Source organism: Egibacteraceae bacterium (genome assembly GCA_035540635.1).
Lineage (GTDB): Bacteria > Actinomycetota > Nitriliruptoria > Euzebyales > Egibacteraceae > DATLGH01.
This window is the reverse complement of record DATLGH010000014.1, coordinates 39,076-53,615: the sequence shown is the minus strand read 5'-3', so window position 1 is coordinate 53,615 and position 14,540 is coordinate 39,076. Positions and strand designations below refer to the sequence as shown.

General features: G+C 76.3%; 12 protein-coding genes. All 12 read left to right on the top strand.

Translation table 11 applies throughout. From position 1 onward, the window contains the following. A partial coding sequence (locus tag VM324_02855) for a hypothetical protein (GenBank protein ID HVL98212.1) occupies positions 1-713 on the top strand: 713 nt, incomplete at its 5' end. Beyond that, complete coding sequence (gene cobI, locus VM324_02850) at positions 710-1,438, top strand: precorrin-2 C(20)-methyltransferase (GenBank protein ID HVL98211.1); 729 nt, start codon at positions 710-712, stop codon at positions 1,436-1,438. The genes VM324_02855 and cobI, both read left to right, overlap by 4 nt. After that, entirely contained in the window at positions 1,435-2,244 is an 810-nt protein-coding gene (gene cobM, locus VM324_02845) for a precorrin-4 C(11)-methyltransferase (GenBank protein ID HVL98210.1), read from the top strand. The genes cobI and cobM overlap by 4 nt, the downstream gene beginning before the upstream one ends. Next, complete coding sequence (locus tag VM324_02840; protein ID HVL98209.1) at positions 2,241-3,434, top strand: cobalt-precorrin-5B (C(1))-methyltransferase; 1,194 nt, start codon at positions 2,241-2,243, stop codon at positions 3,432-3,434. Before cobM ends, VM324_02840 begins: the two co-directional genes overlap by 4 nt. Beyond that, positions 3,431-4,708, top strand: a complete 1,278-nt coding sequence (gene cbiE, locus VM324_02835) for a precorrin-6y C5,15-methyltransferase (decarboxylating) subunit CbiE (protein HVL98208.1) — start codon at positions 3,431-3,433, stop codon at positions 4,706-4,708. Before VM324_02840 ends, cbiE begins: the two co-directional genes overlap by 4 nt. Continuing rightward, complete coding sequence (gene cobJ / locus VM324_02830; GenBank protein ID HVL98207.1) at positions 4,705-6,441, top strand: precorrin-3B C(17)-methyltransferase; 1,737 nt, start codon at positions 4,705-4,707, stop codon at positions 6,439-6,441. The genes cbiE and cobJ overlap by 4 nt, the downstream gene beginning before the upstream one ends. An 11-nt stretch (positions 6,442-6,452) precedes the next feature. Beyond that, positions 6,453-7,031: a precorrin-8X methylmutase gene (locus VM324_02825; protein HVL98206.1), complete on the top strand. Its 579-nt coding sequence runs from the start codon at positions 6,453-6,455 to the stop codon at positions 7,029-7,031. After that, positions 7,028-7,918, top strand: a complete 891-nt coding sequence (locus VM324_02820; GenBank protein HVL98205.1) for a sirohydrochlorin chelatase — start codon at positions 7,028-7,030, stop codon at positions 7,916-7,918. The genes VM324_02825 and VM324_02820 overlap by 4 nt, the downstream gene beginning before the upstream one ends. Then, a complete protein-coding gene (locus VM324_02815; GenBank protein ID HVL98204.1) occupies positions 7,911-9,551 on the top strand; it encodes a bifunctional adenosylcobinamide kinase/adenosylcobinamide-phosphate guanylyltransferase in 1,641 nt (546 codons plus the stop codon). The genes VM324_02820 and VM324_02815 overlap by 8 nt, the downstream gene beginning before the upstream one ends. Then, positions 9,548-10,600 (top strand): nicotinate-nucleotide--dimethylbenzimidazole phosphoribosyltransferase, encoded by a 1,053-nt coding sequence (gene cobT, locus VM324_02810; protein HVL98203.1) that lies wholly within the window; start codon positions 9,548-9,550, stop codon positions 10,598-10,600. The genes VM324_02815 and cobT overlap by 4 nt, the downstream gene beginning before the upstream one ends. 168 nt (positions 10,601-10,768) lie before the next feature. Continuing rightward, the gene (locus VM324_02805; GenBank protein HVL98202.1) at positions 10,769-12,781 is read left to right on the top strand and encodes a bifunctional diguanylate cyclase/phosphodiesterase; all 2,013 of its coding nucleotides are present in this window, start codon (positions 10,769-10,771) and stop codon (positions 12,779-12,781) included. A gap of 137 nt (positions 12,782-12,918) precedes the next feature. Continuing rightward, the gene (locus VM324_02800; protein HVL98201.1) at positions 12,919-14,538 is read left to right on the top strand and encodes an ABC transporter substrate-binding protein; all 1,620 of its coding nucleotides are present in this window, start codon (positions 12,919-12,921) and stop codon (positions 14,536-14,538) included. Positions 14,539-14,540: the final 2 nt, after the last annotated feature.

Below are 14,540 nucleotides of genomic sequence, written 5' to 3'. Positions count from 1 at the left end.
GCACCGGGTCGAAGGTCGCGCCGACGGGCAGCACGGTGGGCGCGCCACTGGCGGACCCGTCCGCGGGCCCGTCACCGCCCCCGGCGGCCGGCGGCGCGAGGGCCCGCATCGCGGTCGCCGGCGGCAGCGCGTTCTCGTTCGCCTACCCCGAGAACCGCGAGCTGCTCGCCGCCGCCGGCGCCGAGCTCGTCGACGTCGACCCCACCATCGACGAGGCGCTGCCGCCTGGCACCGACGGGCTCTACCTCGGCGGGGGGTTCCCCGAGACCCACGCCGACGCCCTCGCCGCGAACGCGCCGCTGCGCGCCGCGGTCGCCGCCCACGCGGCCGCCGGCCGGCCGGTCCACGCCGAGTGCGGCGGTCTGCTCTACCTCTGCCGCACCCTCGACGGGCGGCCCATGTGCGGGGTGGTACCCGCCGACGCCACCATTGCGGGGCGCCGCACCCTCGGCTATCGCGCCGCGACCGCCGCGAACGGGTCGTTCCTGTGGCCCGCCGGCGCGGTCGTGCGCGGCCACGAGTTCCACTACTCGGCTGTCACCCCGCCCGCCGGCCCAGGTCCCGCATGGCGCCACGACGACGGGCGTCGCGAGGGCCACGTGACCGGCAACGTCCACGCGAGCTACCTCCACACCCACTGGGCCGCCACCCCGGCCGTCGCCGCCCGGTTCGTCGCGGCGGCGGCGCGGTCGCGCGAGGCGGTGCGCGCATGACCTCCACGGTGACGGGGCGGCTGACCGGCGTGGGTGTCGGGCCCGGGGACCCCGGCCTCGTCACCGTGCGCGCCGTCGAGGTGCTCCAGGCCGCCGACCGGGTCTTCGTGCCCGTGGCCGCGACCGGCGAGCCCGGTTACGCCGAGCGGGTCGTGCTCGCCCACGCCCGCCACCAGCGGGTGACCCGGTTGACGTTCGCACTCGGCGACGACCCCGCGGCGCGGCAGGCGAGCTGGGACGCGGCCGGCGAGGCGGTCGCCGTGGTCCTCGCCGGCGGCGGGCACGCGGCCTTCGCGACCATCGGCGACCCCAACCTCTATTCGACGTTCACCTACCTCGCCGACACCGTCCGCGCCCTCGCCCCCGGCCCGGTGATCGACAGCGTGCCGGGCATCACCGCGATGCAGGACCTCGCCGCACGCGCCGGCCTGGTCCTCGCCGAGGGCACCCAGACCGTCGCGCTCCTGCCGTTCACCGCCGGCGCGCAACGGCTCGCCGCCGCCCTCGACGCCCACGACACCGTCGTGACCTACAAGGGCGGGCGGCACCTGCCCCGCGTGCGCGCCGTCGTCGCCGACGCGGGCCGCACCGCCGACGCGGTCTTCGGCGCGAGGCTCGGCCTCGACGGCGAGACCGTCGGCGGGCTGCCCGCCACCGGCGCCGCCCCCTACCTGTCCACGGTCATCGTCACCCGCCCGCGGGGCGAGCGGGGAGGCCGGCTTTGACCCGCGGGAAGGTCTGGTTCGTCGGCGCCGGCCCCGGCGCCCCCGACCTCCTCACGCTGCGCGCCGCCCGGGTGCTCGCCGCCGCTGACGTCGTCGTCTGGGCCGCGAGCCTCGTCATGGAGGAGGCGGTCACCGCGCACGCCCGCCGCGGAGCGGAGCTCGTCGACTCTTCCGGCCTCACGCTCGAGGACGTCTGCGCCGTCTACGACCGCGCCGCCGCCGAAGACCTCGTCGTGGCCCGCGTGCACTCGGGCGACCCGTCGCTGTGGGGCGCGCTCGGCGAGCAGATCGAGGAGGTCGCCGCTCGCGGCCTCGACTGGGAGATCGTCCCGGGGGTGTCCTCGCTCGGCGCCGCCGCGGCCGCCCTCGGGCGGGAGCTCACGGTGCCTGGCGTCGCCCAGTCGGTCATCCTCACCCGCCTCGCCACCGCGACGCCGACGCCGGGCAACGAGGGTCTGCGCGCCCTCGCCGCCCACGGCACGACCATGGCGCTGTTCCTGTCCGCCAAGCGGGGACGGCGGGTCCAGGCCGAGCTGCTCGCCGGCGGCTACCCGCCCGACACGCCCTGCGCGGTGGTGTACCGGGCGACGTGGCCAGAGGAGCGGGTGCTGCGCTGCCGCCTCGACGCGCTCGCGGCCACGCTGCGCGACGCGGGGCTCGTCCGCCACACGCTCATCCTCGTCGGCCGGGCGCTCGAGGCCGGCGGGACCCGCAGCTACCTCTACGACCCCGCGTTCGCGCACGCCTTCCGCACCCCCACCGGCCACGCGCCGGTGCCCGCGGGCCGCGAGCCGAGGGCGCGGTGAGGCTCGTGCGTCCCGAGCTGCGCGAACCCGACCTGCCGCGCACCGCGAAGGTGCGCGACCGGGCGCTGCGCACCGGCTGGACGACCGGTGCGTGCGCCGCCGCGGCCGCGAAGGCGGCAGCGACCGTGCTCGCCGGCCGGCCCGCGCCCCGCAGCGTCGAGATCCCGCTGCCCGAGCCCTACGCCGGCGGGGACGGGCTCGTCGCCCCGCCGGGCCTGCACGCCGGCGGGCGGCGCGCGACCCTGCCGGTGGAGCGCACGGCCGCCGGCGCCGGCTGGGCCGAGGCGGTCGTCGTCAAGGACGCCGGCGACGACCCCGACTGCACCGACGGCGCCCACCTCGTCGTCCGCCTCGCCCCGACCGGCGACCCCGGCATCGCCTTCCACGGCGGGGCGGGGGTCGGCACGGTCACCAAGCCCGGGCTCGGCCTGCCGGTCGGCGGCCCGGCGATCAACGGCATGCCGCGAGAGATGATCGCCGCCGCCGTCGCCGAGGTGCGAGCCCCCCTCGGGCTCGCCTGCACGATCAGCGTCCCCGGCGGCGAGCGCATGGCCGCCAAAACGACGAACCGCCGGCTCGGCATCGTCGGGGGCATCTCGATCCTCGGCACGACGGGGGTCGTGCGGCCGTTCTCGACGGCGTCGTGGCGAGCGTCGGTCGTGCAGGCCGTCGACGTCATGGCCGCGGGGGGCGCCGCCACGGTCGTCCTCGCCACCGGGGGGCGCACCGAGCGGGCCGCGATGCGCCTGCTGCCCGAGCTGCCCGAGGCCTGCTTCGTCGAGGTCGGCGACTTCACCGGCGCCGCCCTGGCCCGCGCGGCCGAGCGCGCCATCCCCCGCGGGGTCTTCGTCGGCATGGCCGGCAAGCTCACGAAGCTCGCGGCGGGCGTGATGATGACCCACTACACCCGCTCGAAGGTGGACCTGTCGCTCCTCGCGTGCCTCACCGCCGACGCCGGCGGCGGCGCGGAGCTCGCCGGCGCGGTCGAGCGGGCCAACACCGGGCGCCACGCCTACGAGCTGTGGCGCGACGCCGGCCTCGCAGGCCCCGTGGGCGACCTGCTGTGCGAGCGCGTCGCCGCGAACCTCACCCGCTTCACCGGCGGTCGCGTGATCTGCGACGCCGTGCTCGTCGACTTCGACACCCTCGAGCCGGTGGCCGCCAGCGCCGGATGGCGGGCGCAGCCGTGAGCGCGCCGGTGACCGTGGTCGGCGTCGACGGCGGGCCCCTTGTGCCGGCCGCGACGAAGGCGCTCGCCGACGCCCGCTTCGTCGTCGGCTGGCCCCGCCACGTCGCGGCGGTGCGCGACACGCTGCCCGCCGGCGCGCGCGTCGAGGTGGTCGACGCCGACCTCGACGCGACCCTCGCCGCGCTCGACGCGGCGCCCCGGCCGGCGGTCGTGCTCTCCTCCGGCGACCCCGGCTACTTCGGCGTCGTGCGGGCCCTCCGCGCCCGTGGGCACGACCTGGTCGTCGTCCCCGCGGTGTCGTCGGTGGCCACGGCGTTCGCCGCGGCCGGGGTCGCGTGGGACGACGCCCATGTCGTCTCCGCACACGGTCGGCCGCCGCACCGTGCACTCGCCGTCTGCCGGCGCTTCCCGAAGGTGGCGGTGCTCACCGAGCCCGCCTTCGGCCCCGCCGAGATCGGTGCGGCGCTCGCAGGCCTCGGCAGGCAGCTCGTCGTCGCCGAGCGCCTCGGCCACGACGACGAGCGCATCACCCGCCTGCCCGCCGAGGACGCCCTCCACCGCACCTGGGCGGACCCCAACGTCGTCGTCGTCCTCGACCCGGCCGCGGAGCCGGCCGGCAGAGGCTGGTCCGCCCCGCCGCGGGCCAGCGCCACCCGCTGGGCGCTCGACGACGCGAGCTTCGACCACCGCGCCGGCATGATCACGAAGGCCGAGGTGCGCGCCCTCGCGCTCGCCTGGCTCGGGCCCGGACCCGGTGACCTCGTCTGGGACGTCGGCGCGGGCAGCGGCGCGGTCGCCGTCGAGGCCGCCCGCCTCGGGGCGGCCGTCGTCGCCGTCGACGCCGACCCCGACGCGCTCGCGCGCACCGCGGCGAACGCCCGCCGCCACGGCGTGCCCGTCGAGGTCGTAACCGGCCGTGCGCCCGGCGCGCTGGCCCTGCTTCCCGACCCTGATGCGGTCTTCGTCGGCGGCGGCGGCCAGGCGCTGCCGGCCATCCTCGACGCAGCCGCCGCCCGCGCCAGCCGCTGCGTCGTCGTGGCCCTCGCCACGCTCGAGCGGGTCTCGCCCACCCTCGCCGCGCTCGCCGGCGCGGGCCTCGACGTGCGGGCGACCCAGCTGTCGGCCGCGCGCCTCGCGCCCCTCGGCGCCGGGCATCGCCTGGCCGCCCAGAACCCCGTCGTACTCGTCGCCGGGCACCGGCCCGCCGACCCGCCCGCGCAGACGTCGCGCCGGGCGGCGGGCGGCGACGAGCCCCCAAACGGGTCGCCGCCGTGACGGTCGTGCTGCTCGCCGCCACCGCCGCCGGCCGTCGGCACGCCGCGCACCTCGCCGGCGCGCTGCCGGGCGCCCGCGTGCACGAGGCCGCCGGCTCGCTGCGCGAGGCCGTCGCCGAGGCCTGGGCGGGCGCCGACGCCCTCGTGCTCTGCATGGCGACCCCCGCGGCGGTCCGCCTCGTCGCGGCGCACCTTGCCGACAAGCGCACCGACCCGGCCGTCGTCGCCGTCGACGACGCGGCCCGCTACGCGGTGACCGTCACCGGGGGGCACCGCGGCGGCAACGAGCTCGCCCGCCGGGTCGCCGACGCGCTCGGCGCGGAGGCGGTCGTGACGACCGCGAGCGACATGCTCGGGCTGCCCGGCCTCGACCGCTACGGCGCCACGACCGGGCTGCGGGTCGACCCCGACGTCGCCGACCTCGCCGCGGTCGGCGCCGCCCTCGTCGGCGGTGAGCCGGTGCGGCGGTGGCGCGCTCGCCCGTGGCCCGCCGAACCCCTCCCGGGCACGGTCGTCGACGTCGACGACCTCGCCGGCGCAGAGCCTCCGCTGATCTGCGTCACCGACGAGCTCGTCGACCCGCCGCGCCCCGCGGTCATCTACCGGCCCCCGTCGCTCGTCGTCGGCGTCGGCGCGTCCCGCGGCGCGTCGGCCGAGGAGGTCGGCGCCGCGCTCGACGCTGCGCTCGCCGGGGCGGGACTGTCCCCCCGCAGCGTCGCCCACCTCGCGACAGTCGACGCGAAGGCGGACGAGCCGGGGATCCTCGCCGCCGCCGCCGCCCGCGGCTGGCCGGTCGTGACCTACCCCGCCGAGCGGCTCGCCGGCGTCGCCGTGCCCCACCCGAGCGCGGCGGTCGCGGTCGCGGTCGGCACCCCGAGCGTCGCCGAGGCGGCCGCCCTCGTAGCCGGGGGAACGCTGCTCGTGCCCAAACGCCGGTCGCCGTCGCGCCCCGGCACCGCGGCCATGGCCACCGTCGCCGTGGCCCGCCTGCCGGTGGCGGGCCGGCTCGCGCTCGTGTCGACCGGGCCCGGCGACGCGGCGCTCGTGCCCCCCGCGGCGCGGGAGGCGATCGCCGCAGCCGAGGTCGTCGTCGGCCTCGACCAGTACATCGACCGCGTCCGCGGCTGGATCCGTCCGGGTGCCGTGGTCCACGCCTCGCCGGTCGGCGACGAGGTCGCCCGCGCCGACCAGGCCGTCGCCGCCGCCGCCGCCGGGCGCAGCACCGCCCTGCTGTCGGGGGGCGACGTCGGGGTCTACGCGATGGGCTCCCCGGCGCTCGAGCGCCTCGCGGAGCGGGCCGACGCGGAGGGGATCGACGTGACGGTCGTCCCCGGGGTCACGGCGGCGGCGGCGGCGGCGGCGCTGCTCGGCTCACCGCTCGGTCACGATCACTGCGCGATCTCGCTGTCGGACCTGCTCACCCCCTGGGAGGTGATCCGCCGGCGGGTGCGCGCCGCCGCCGAGGGCGACTTCGTCGTCGCCTTCTACAACCCCCGCAGCCGCGGGCGGCGGTGGCAGCTCGACGAGTCGCGCCTGCTCCTGCTCGAGCACCGCAAGCCCGACACCCCCGTCGGCATCGTCACCGACGCCTACCGGCCGGGGCAGCGGGTGAAGCTCACGACGCTGGCCGACCTCGACGCGGACCAGGTCGGCATGACGACGACGGTCGTGGTCGGCAGCAGCCAGACGTTCGTCGCCGGCGGCCGCATGGTCACCCCCCGGGGCTACGTGTGAGGGCCCGTCTGGTGCACCCCATCGAGGCGGAGTCCTACCGGCGCCTGCGCGCGGCCGTGAACACGGCACACCTGCCGCCGCTGTCGCGTGCCGTCGCCGAGCGGGTGCTGCACGCCACCGCCGACGTCGACTACGCCCGCGACCTCGTCCTCGACGAGGCCGCCCTCGCCGCGGGCGCCGCCGCGCTCGCGGCCGGCGCGCCGCTCGTCGTCGACGTCGCGATGGTCGCCGCGGGCGTCACCGCCTACCCCGCCGCCTGCCGCGTCGGCGACCCCGACGCCGCCGCGCTCGCCGGCGAGCGCGGCCTGACGCGCACCGCTGCCGCCGTCCTGCTCGCCGCGCGCGACGCGGGCCCCGGCGCGGTCTACGCGGTCGGCTGCGCACCGACGGCGCTGCGCGCGCTCGTCGACGCCGCCCCCGACCCGGCCCTCGTCATCGGCCTGCCGGTCGGGTTCGTCGACGCGGCCGAGTCCAAGGCGGAGCTGCTCGCCTCGGGCCTGCCGGCCGTCGCCAACCGCGGGCCGAAGGGCGGCTCGGCCGTGGCTGCCGCCGCCGTCAACGCCCTGCTCTACGCCGGGGACGCCTCATGATCACGCCCGCTCCGGGGCTCCTGCTCGTCGGCCACGGCACGCGCAGCCAGGCGGGCGTCGCCGAGTACCTCGCCCTGGCCGAGCGGGTCCGGAGCCTCGCCGGGCACCTCGACGTCGCCGCGGGGTTCATCGAGCTGTCGCCGCCACCGATCTCTGTCGCCGTCGGCGACCTCGTCGCCGCCGGGCACACCGAGATCGTCGTCGTGCCGCTCGTGCTGTTCGACGCCGGACACGCGAAAACCGACGTGCCCGCGAGCGTGAACCTCGCCCGCGCCGACCACCCCGGCGTGCGCTTCACCTACGGGCGGGCGCTCGGCGTCCATCCCGACCTGCTCGCCGCCGTCGAGGCGCGCCTCCACGCCTGCGTCCCTGCCGGGGAGCGCGCGCGCACCGGCGTCCTGCTCGTCGGCCGCGGGTCGTCCGACCCCGACGCGAACGCCGAGCTGCACCGCGTCGCGCGCCTGCTGTGGGAGGGCCGGGACTGGCCGCTCGTCGAGGCGGCCTTCGTCGGCATCACCGCGCCCCGCGTCGCCGAGGGGCTCGACCGCCTCGTCCGGCTCGGCGCGCCCCGCGTGGCCGTCGTCCCCTACTTCCTGTTCACCGGCGTGCTCGAGGAGCGCATCCGCGCGCAGGCCGGCGCCTTCGCCGCCGCCCACGCCGGCGTGGACGTCGCCGTGACCCGCTACCTCGGCCCGGACGACGCCGTGGCCGCACTCGTCCTCGAACGCTACGCCGAGGTCGTCGCCGGCGGGGTGCCCCGCAGCTGCGACACCTGCGTGCACCGCGTGCCCACCCCCGGGTTCGGGCACAAGCTCGGGAGCCCCCTGGTGCCCCACCACCATCCCGACGACGCGCGCACGCACCGACCGACCCACGCCCATGGGTGAGCGCGTCCTCGTCGTCGGCGGCACGCGCTCGGGCAAGAGCGCCGTCGCCGAGCGCATCGTCACAACCGCGCCGAGCGTCGTCTACGTCGCGACGGCCGCCTCGGGGGACGCGGAGATGGCCGAGCGGGTCGCCGTCCACCGTGCGCGCCGCCCCGCGTCCTGGCGGACCGTCGAGGCCGGTGCGGCGCCGGGCGCGCTCGCCGGGGCGGTGCGCGAGGCGCCCGACGAGGCGGCCGTGCTCGTCGACGGCCTCGGGGGCTGGCTCGCGGCGCGCATGAGCGCCGAGGACCTCTGGCCGCCGCCCGGCACGGCCCTCGCGCCACCGGACGCGCGGGTCCGCACCGCCGGCGCGGCGCTCGTACGCGAGGCCGCTGCGCTGTTCACCGCCGCCGTCGTGCGCGCGGGCCCGGTCGTCGTCGTCGCCGAGGACGTCGGCGCCGGCCTCACGCCCGCCGACCCCGGCGCCCGGCGCTTCGTCGACCTGCTCGGCACCGTGGTGCAGGCCCTGTCCGCCGGGGCCGAGCGGGTCCTGTCCGTCGTCGCGGGCCGGGTCGTCGAGCTGCCGCCGCCGCCCCCGCCGCTCGGTGTGTCCTCCCTGCACGACCAAACCGCCGCGGCGGACCTCGCCGCGCACGGCGACCGGGTCGCGCCCCCCGGCACGCTCGACTTCGCGGTCAACGTCCACACCGCGGGGCCGTCGCCTGCGGTCGCCGGCGCGCTGCGCGCGGCGCTGGCCGAACCCGCCCGCTACCCCGACGACCGGGCCGCGCGCGCCGCGCTCGCCGCTCGCCACGGCCGCGAGCCGGGGGAGGTCGTCCCGGCGGCCGGCGCCGCTGAGGTCTTCTGGCTGCTCGCCGCCGCGGTGCGCGTGCGGCTCGCGGCGATCGTGCACCCCGCGTTCACCGCGCCGGAGGCGGCGCTGCGCGCCGCGGGCGTGCGCTGCACCACCGTCCTCCGCCACCCCAACCACGGCTGGCGCCTCGACCCCGGCGCGGTTCCGGCCGCCGCGGACCTCGTCGCCGTCGGCAACCCGAACAACCCGACGGGCACGCTCGACGACCCTGCGACCGTCGCGGCGCTCTGCCGGCCCGGCCGGGTGACCGTCGTCGACGAGGCGTTCGTCGACTTCGTCGCCGACCCCGCCGCGAGCCTCGCCGGGCGGCGCGACCTGCCCGGGCTCGTCGTCGTCCGCAGCGTCACGAAGCTGTGGGGGCTCGCCGGGGTGCGGGCGGGCTACGCCGTGGCCCCCACGGGCCTCGCGCGCCGCCTCGACGCCGCCCGCCAGCCCTGGCCGGTGAGCGCCCCGGCGCTGCACGCGCTCGAGGCGTGCGCGGGGGACGAGGCGTGGCGCCGGGCGCAGGCGGAGGTGGTGGCGGCGCGACGGGCGCGTCTGGCTGCCCGCCTCGGCGCGCAGCCCGGGGTCACGGTGTGGCCGTCGTCGGCGAACTTCCTGCTCGTGCGGGTGCCGGGCGGGCCGCGGCTCCGGGCCGGCCTGCTCGAGCGGAAGATCGCCGTGCGCCCGTCGACCTTCCCGGGGCTCGACGCCGACCACGTGCGGGTGACCGTCCGCGACGATGCCGACAACGACGCGCTCGTGGAGGCCTTCGCCGACGTGCTCGCGGAGCTCCCGTGACGCTCGCCGCCCGTCTCGACGACCTCCTCGCCGACGTCCGCCCCGTCGACGAGGGCGCCGCCGCGGCTGCGCGCGACCGTCACGATCGGCTCGTGAAGCCGCCCGGCAGCATGGGGCGCCTCGAGGAGCTCGGGGCGCGACTCGCCGCGATCGCCGGGCGCTGCCCGCCGCCGGTCCCCGAGCGGCCGGTGGTGGTCGTCGCCGCTGCGGACCACGGCGTGCACGCCCAGGGAGTCACCCCCTGGCCGCAGGCGGTCACGACGGCGATGCTCGGCCAGCTGTGCGGGGGGACCGCGGCGGTGAACGTGCTCGCCGCCGCCGTCGGCGCATCGGTGACCGTCCTCGACGTCGGTTGCGCCAACGAGCCCCCCGACCATCCGAGGCTGCGCAAGGCCCGCGTTCGGGCGGGCACCGCCGACCTGACGAGCGGTCCGGCCATGACCCGCGAGGAGGCCACCCGCGCGGTCCTCTCCGGCGCCGGGGTGGTGGAGGAGCTCGCCGGCGCGGGCGCCGATCTCGTCGTGCCCGGCGACATGGGCATCGCGAACACGACTGCCGGCGCGTGCCTCGTCGCCGCGCTCACCGGTGCGCCCCCCGCCGCCGTCACCGGGCGCGGAGCCGGCGACGACACGACGCTCGCGCGCAAGGTGGCCGTGGTCGAGGCTGCGCTAGCCCGCCACGCGGCCGACGCGGACGAGCCCCTCGCGGTCCTCGCCGCTCTCGGCGGTCTCGAGCACGCAGCCCTGGCGGGGGTCGTCCTCGCCGCCGCGGCAGAGGGGCTGCCCGTCGTGCTCGACGGGCTGGCGAGCAACGCGGCCGCGCTCGCCGCCGCCGCGCTGTGCCCGCCGGTGGTCGGCTACCTGGTGGCCGGCCACCGGTCCCCGGAGCCGGGGGCGGGCGCGTGCCTGGCCGCGCTCGGCCTCCCGCCGCTGCTCGACCTCGGCCTGCGCATCGGTGAGGGCACCGGTGGCGCCCTCGCCATCCCGCTCGTGCGCGCCGCTGCCGCCGTCCTCCGCGACATGGGTGAGCTGTCCGCCGTCGACTCCTGACCCGTCGGGACAGGCGCATACTGGGATGCGGGTCGGTAGTATGCGACAAACTACCCCTATCGGTTTGGCGGTGCGGCTGGCGAAGCAGCAGGCCGCCGGCGCCCGCACCGTCCAGACAACCAGCAGGTCGGAGGGAGCGCAGCGAGGTTGGCTCAGCCACGGTCGCGCGTGTTGCGCTGCTACATCGGGGGGGTGGCCTCTGCGGGCTCCGCCGCCGTCGTCGTCGCCTTGCTCATCGAGTACGAGCGACTCGTGCGGTCGCCGGCCTTCTGGATCTTCGTCGTCGTCGTCGTCGTGCTCGAGTCGTTCTCGATCCGCCTGCCCGCCGGTCAGGACGACAGCGAGGTGACGACGAGCACGACCTTCGGCTATGCCCTGCTGCTCATCGAGGGCGTCGGTCCCGCGGCGGTCGCCTTCGCCGCGGGCGCGGCCGCGAACGGCCTCACGCACCGCAAGCCCTGGTTCAAGACCGCCTTCAACGCCGGGCAGTTCGCCATCGCCGCCGTCGTCAGCGGCATGGTCCTGTCCCTCACGGCCCCCGGGTATTCCCTCATCGGCGCAGCGCCCCCGTTCCTGCCGGTCCACCTGCCCGGAGCGCTCCTCGGGGCAGCGGCGTTCATCGCGGTGAACTTCCTCCTCCTCGCCGTGGTGGTCGCGCTTGCGGCGGGGGTGCCGGTCGGCGTGTACGCGAGGAGGAACCTCGTCGCGGCGGCTGGCCCGATGACCGTCATGCTCGCCGTGTCCCCGGCGGTCGCGGTGGTCGCCGAGGCGAGCCTGTGGTACCTCCCGCTCCTCGCCGTGCCGATCGTCGCGCTGTTCAAGATGGCCGAGATCTACATCGCCAAGGAGCACCAGCAGCTGCACGACGCGCTCACCGACCTGCCCAACCGCAGGCTGTTCGTCGACCGGCTCGCCCAGGCGCTGCTCGCCAACAAGCGCCAGGGGCGCGGGGTGGCGGTGCTCGCCCTGGACCTCGACCGGTTCAAGCAGGTCAACGACACGCTCGGGCGCGCGGCCGGCGACGAGCTGCTGCGGGTCGTCTCCGCGCGCCTGTCCGACATCGTGCGGGAGACCGACACGGTGGCGCGCACGGGCGCGGACGAGTTCGGGGTCGTCCTCCGCGACGTCGACGAGGGAGGAGCAGCACGCATCGCGCAGGAGATCGCCGGCACGCTGCTCGCCTCGGTCTTCCTCGACGGGGTGACGCTCGAGGTGCCGGTGAGCATCGGCATCGTCTTCGCCCTGCCCGGCGACGCGGCGGAGGAGGTCATCAGGCGTGCCGACTCGGCGATGAACCGGGCGAAGACCCTGCGCCTCGGTGTCGCCTGGTATGACCCCGGAGCGGACCCGGAGGTGTCCACGGAGACCCGCACGCGCCTTGCTCTCAGCAACGAGCTGCGCACCGCGATCGACGACCACCAGATCGCGGTCGTCTACCAGCCGCAGATCAGCATCGCCGAGCAGCGCGTCGTGGCGGTGGAGGCGCTCGCGCGCTGGCGCCACCCCGTGCGCGGGCTGATCGGGGCGGGCAGCCTCATCCCGCTCGCCGAGGACATGGGCCTCATCCGCCAGCTCTCCGTGCAGGTGCTGCGCCAGGCGATAGGGGAGGTCGGCCGGTGGCACCGCATGTACGGCATCGACCTGCGCGTGTCGGTGAACATGGTCGCTGACAACCTCCTCGACCCAGGACTCGTCGCCGTCCTGGAGGAGTCGATCGCCGGGAGCGGCCTGCGTGCAGGCCACATCTGCCTCGAGCTCACCGAGAGCGACATCGCCCTGCAACCGGCGGAGTCGCCCGGCGTGCTGAGGGACGCGCTCGCTCAGCTGCGGGCGTTCGGCGTGAACCTGTCCATCGACGACTTCGGCACGGGCATGTCGAGCCTCGCCCGCCTGCGGGAGCTGCCCGTCGACGAGCTGAAGATCGACAAGTCGTTCGTCGACCAGCTCGGCGACCAGCGCTCCCAGGCGTTCGTCCGCACGATCGTCACCCTGGGCCGCGAGCTCGGCCTGCGCATCGTGGGTGAAGGCGTCGAGGACCAACCGATCCTCGACACCCTGCGATCCCTGGAGGTCGACGTCGCCCAGGGCTACCTGTTCAGCGTGCCGCTGTGGGGCGAGGACTACCCCGAGTGGCACCTCGGCTGGACCCAGGGGCAGCTCGTGTCGTCGCGACCGGACTGAGGACAACCGTGCCAGCACGGCTCGCTCGGTCCCAACTCCCTACCCGTGATACGGTGACTCGGGCTATTTGTCATCTTATCTAGCTTCAGAGGGTCGACGAAACCGGTCGGGCTGAATAACTCTTGAGGAGGACCTCCATGAGTCGTGGGCACCTTCGCTTGCTGGGGCTGCTGCTTTGCGGGGCGCTTATCGTCGCGGCGTGCGCCCCGGGAGAGGATCAGGCCGTCGAGCCCGACGAAGAAGCGGGCGAAGCGACGCCCGACCCCGACGTCGCGCAGGAGCTCGTCGTCGCGACAGGCCCCGACGAGTTCGTCGACGACGAGATCAATATGAAGCGCCTCGGCATGTATCCACTGAACGCGAACATCTGCGAGACGCTCGTGCGGTTGACCGAGGACTTCGACGTCGAGCCGGGGCTCGCGACGGACTGGGAGGTCGCGGGGGACAACACCTTCCGCTTCGAGCTGCGCGACGGAGTGGAGTTCCACGACGGCACGCCGATGGACGCCGGGGCGGTCGCCTACACGCTCAACTACACCGGCGAGGAGCCCGCCACGGGGACGTTCGCGTTCCTCGGCCCGGATTCGGCCGAGGCGGTCGACGACCTCGCGGTCGAGGTCACCCCGGAAGAGCCGAACATGCGCCTCGTGGAGCAGATCAACCACCCCACCTTCGGCATCCTCGCGCCGGGCAGCGACCCGCTCGAGGACCAGGATGCCGTCTGCACCGGCCCCTTCCGCCTCGTCGAGTACAACGAGAACGAAGAGCTCGTGGTCGAGCGCAACGAGGACTACTGGGGGGATCTGGCCCGCCTCGACCGGATCACCTTCCGCTTCATCCCCGACGACAGCACGCGTGCGCTCGCCCTGCAGGCCGGTGAGGTGGATCTGATCCAGAACGTCGAGCGCGCGCTCGTGCCGAGCCTGGAGGCCCCCGACGTGAAGATCGTCCGGGCCCCGGTCGGCCAGGTGCTCGTCGTCTACATGGCGCTGCGCGCGGCGGAAGGCGAACCGGAGCCGGTCACGAGCGATCCCGCCGTGCGCCAGGCGATCGCTCACGCGATCGACCGGGAGTCCTTCGTGGAAGGCGTGCTCGGCGGGGAAGGCGAGGTGGTGAACACCATCAACCCGCCCGAGGTGCTCGGCGAGCACTCCGACGTGGTGGAGGACGTGGAGTACGACCCCGAGACAGCGGCACAGGTCCTCGACCAGGCCGGCTGGACGCTTGGTGAGAACGGCGTGCGCGAGCGTGACGGCCAGCCGCTCGTCGTGCGGACCATCTTCGACCCCGTGCGTATCACCCCCAGCATGGCCGAGTACGTCCAGGAGCAGCTCAGCCGCGTCGGCATGGACGCCCAGGTCGAGCAGCTGGAGTCGGCGGCCTACCGCGAACGCATCGAGAACGGGCGCGGCTACGACCTCCATATCGAAGCGCCGAACCAGAACGACGCCAACCCGGCCTTCCTCCTGGCGTTGCGGTGGTACTCGAAGTCCCGCATCCCCAACGCGGCCTTCGCGTCCCCCGGCCCCGACACCGAGTTCGACGCGCTCATCGACCAGACCCAGCAGGAGGAGGACCCCGACGAGCTCCGCAGGCTCGCGGCCGAGGCGATGCAGCAGCTCCTCGCCGTCGAGTACGCCGCCGTGCCGCTGGCCGGCACGTACCGCATCTACGCGATGCGGGACACGATCGAAGGGTTCGTCCCGCACCCGTCGGGGATCAATCAGCGCTGGGACACGGTCTTCATCGGCGAGTAGCC

Excerpts from the sequence above, each read along its gene's own strand:
- VM324_02800 (HVL98201.1), top strand. The coding sequence starts at position 12,919 with ATGAGTCGTGGGCACCTTCGCTTGCTGGGGCTGCTGCTTTGCGGGGCG.
- VM324_02820 (HVL98205.1), top strand. The coding sequence starts at position 7,028 with ATGATCACGCCCGCTCCGGGGCTCCTGCTCGTCGGCCACGGCACGCGC.
- cobI (HVL98211.1), top strand. The coding sequence starts at position 710 with ATGACCTCCACGGTGACGGGGCGGCTGACCGGCGTGGGTGTCGGGCCC.
- VM324_02815 (HVL98204.1), top strand. The coding sequence starts at position 7,911 with ATGGGTGAGCGCGTCCTCGTCGTCGGCGGCACGCGCTCGGGCAAGAGC.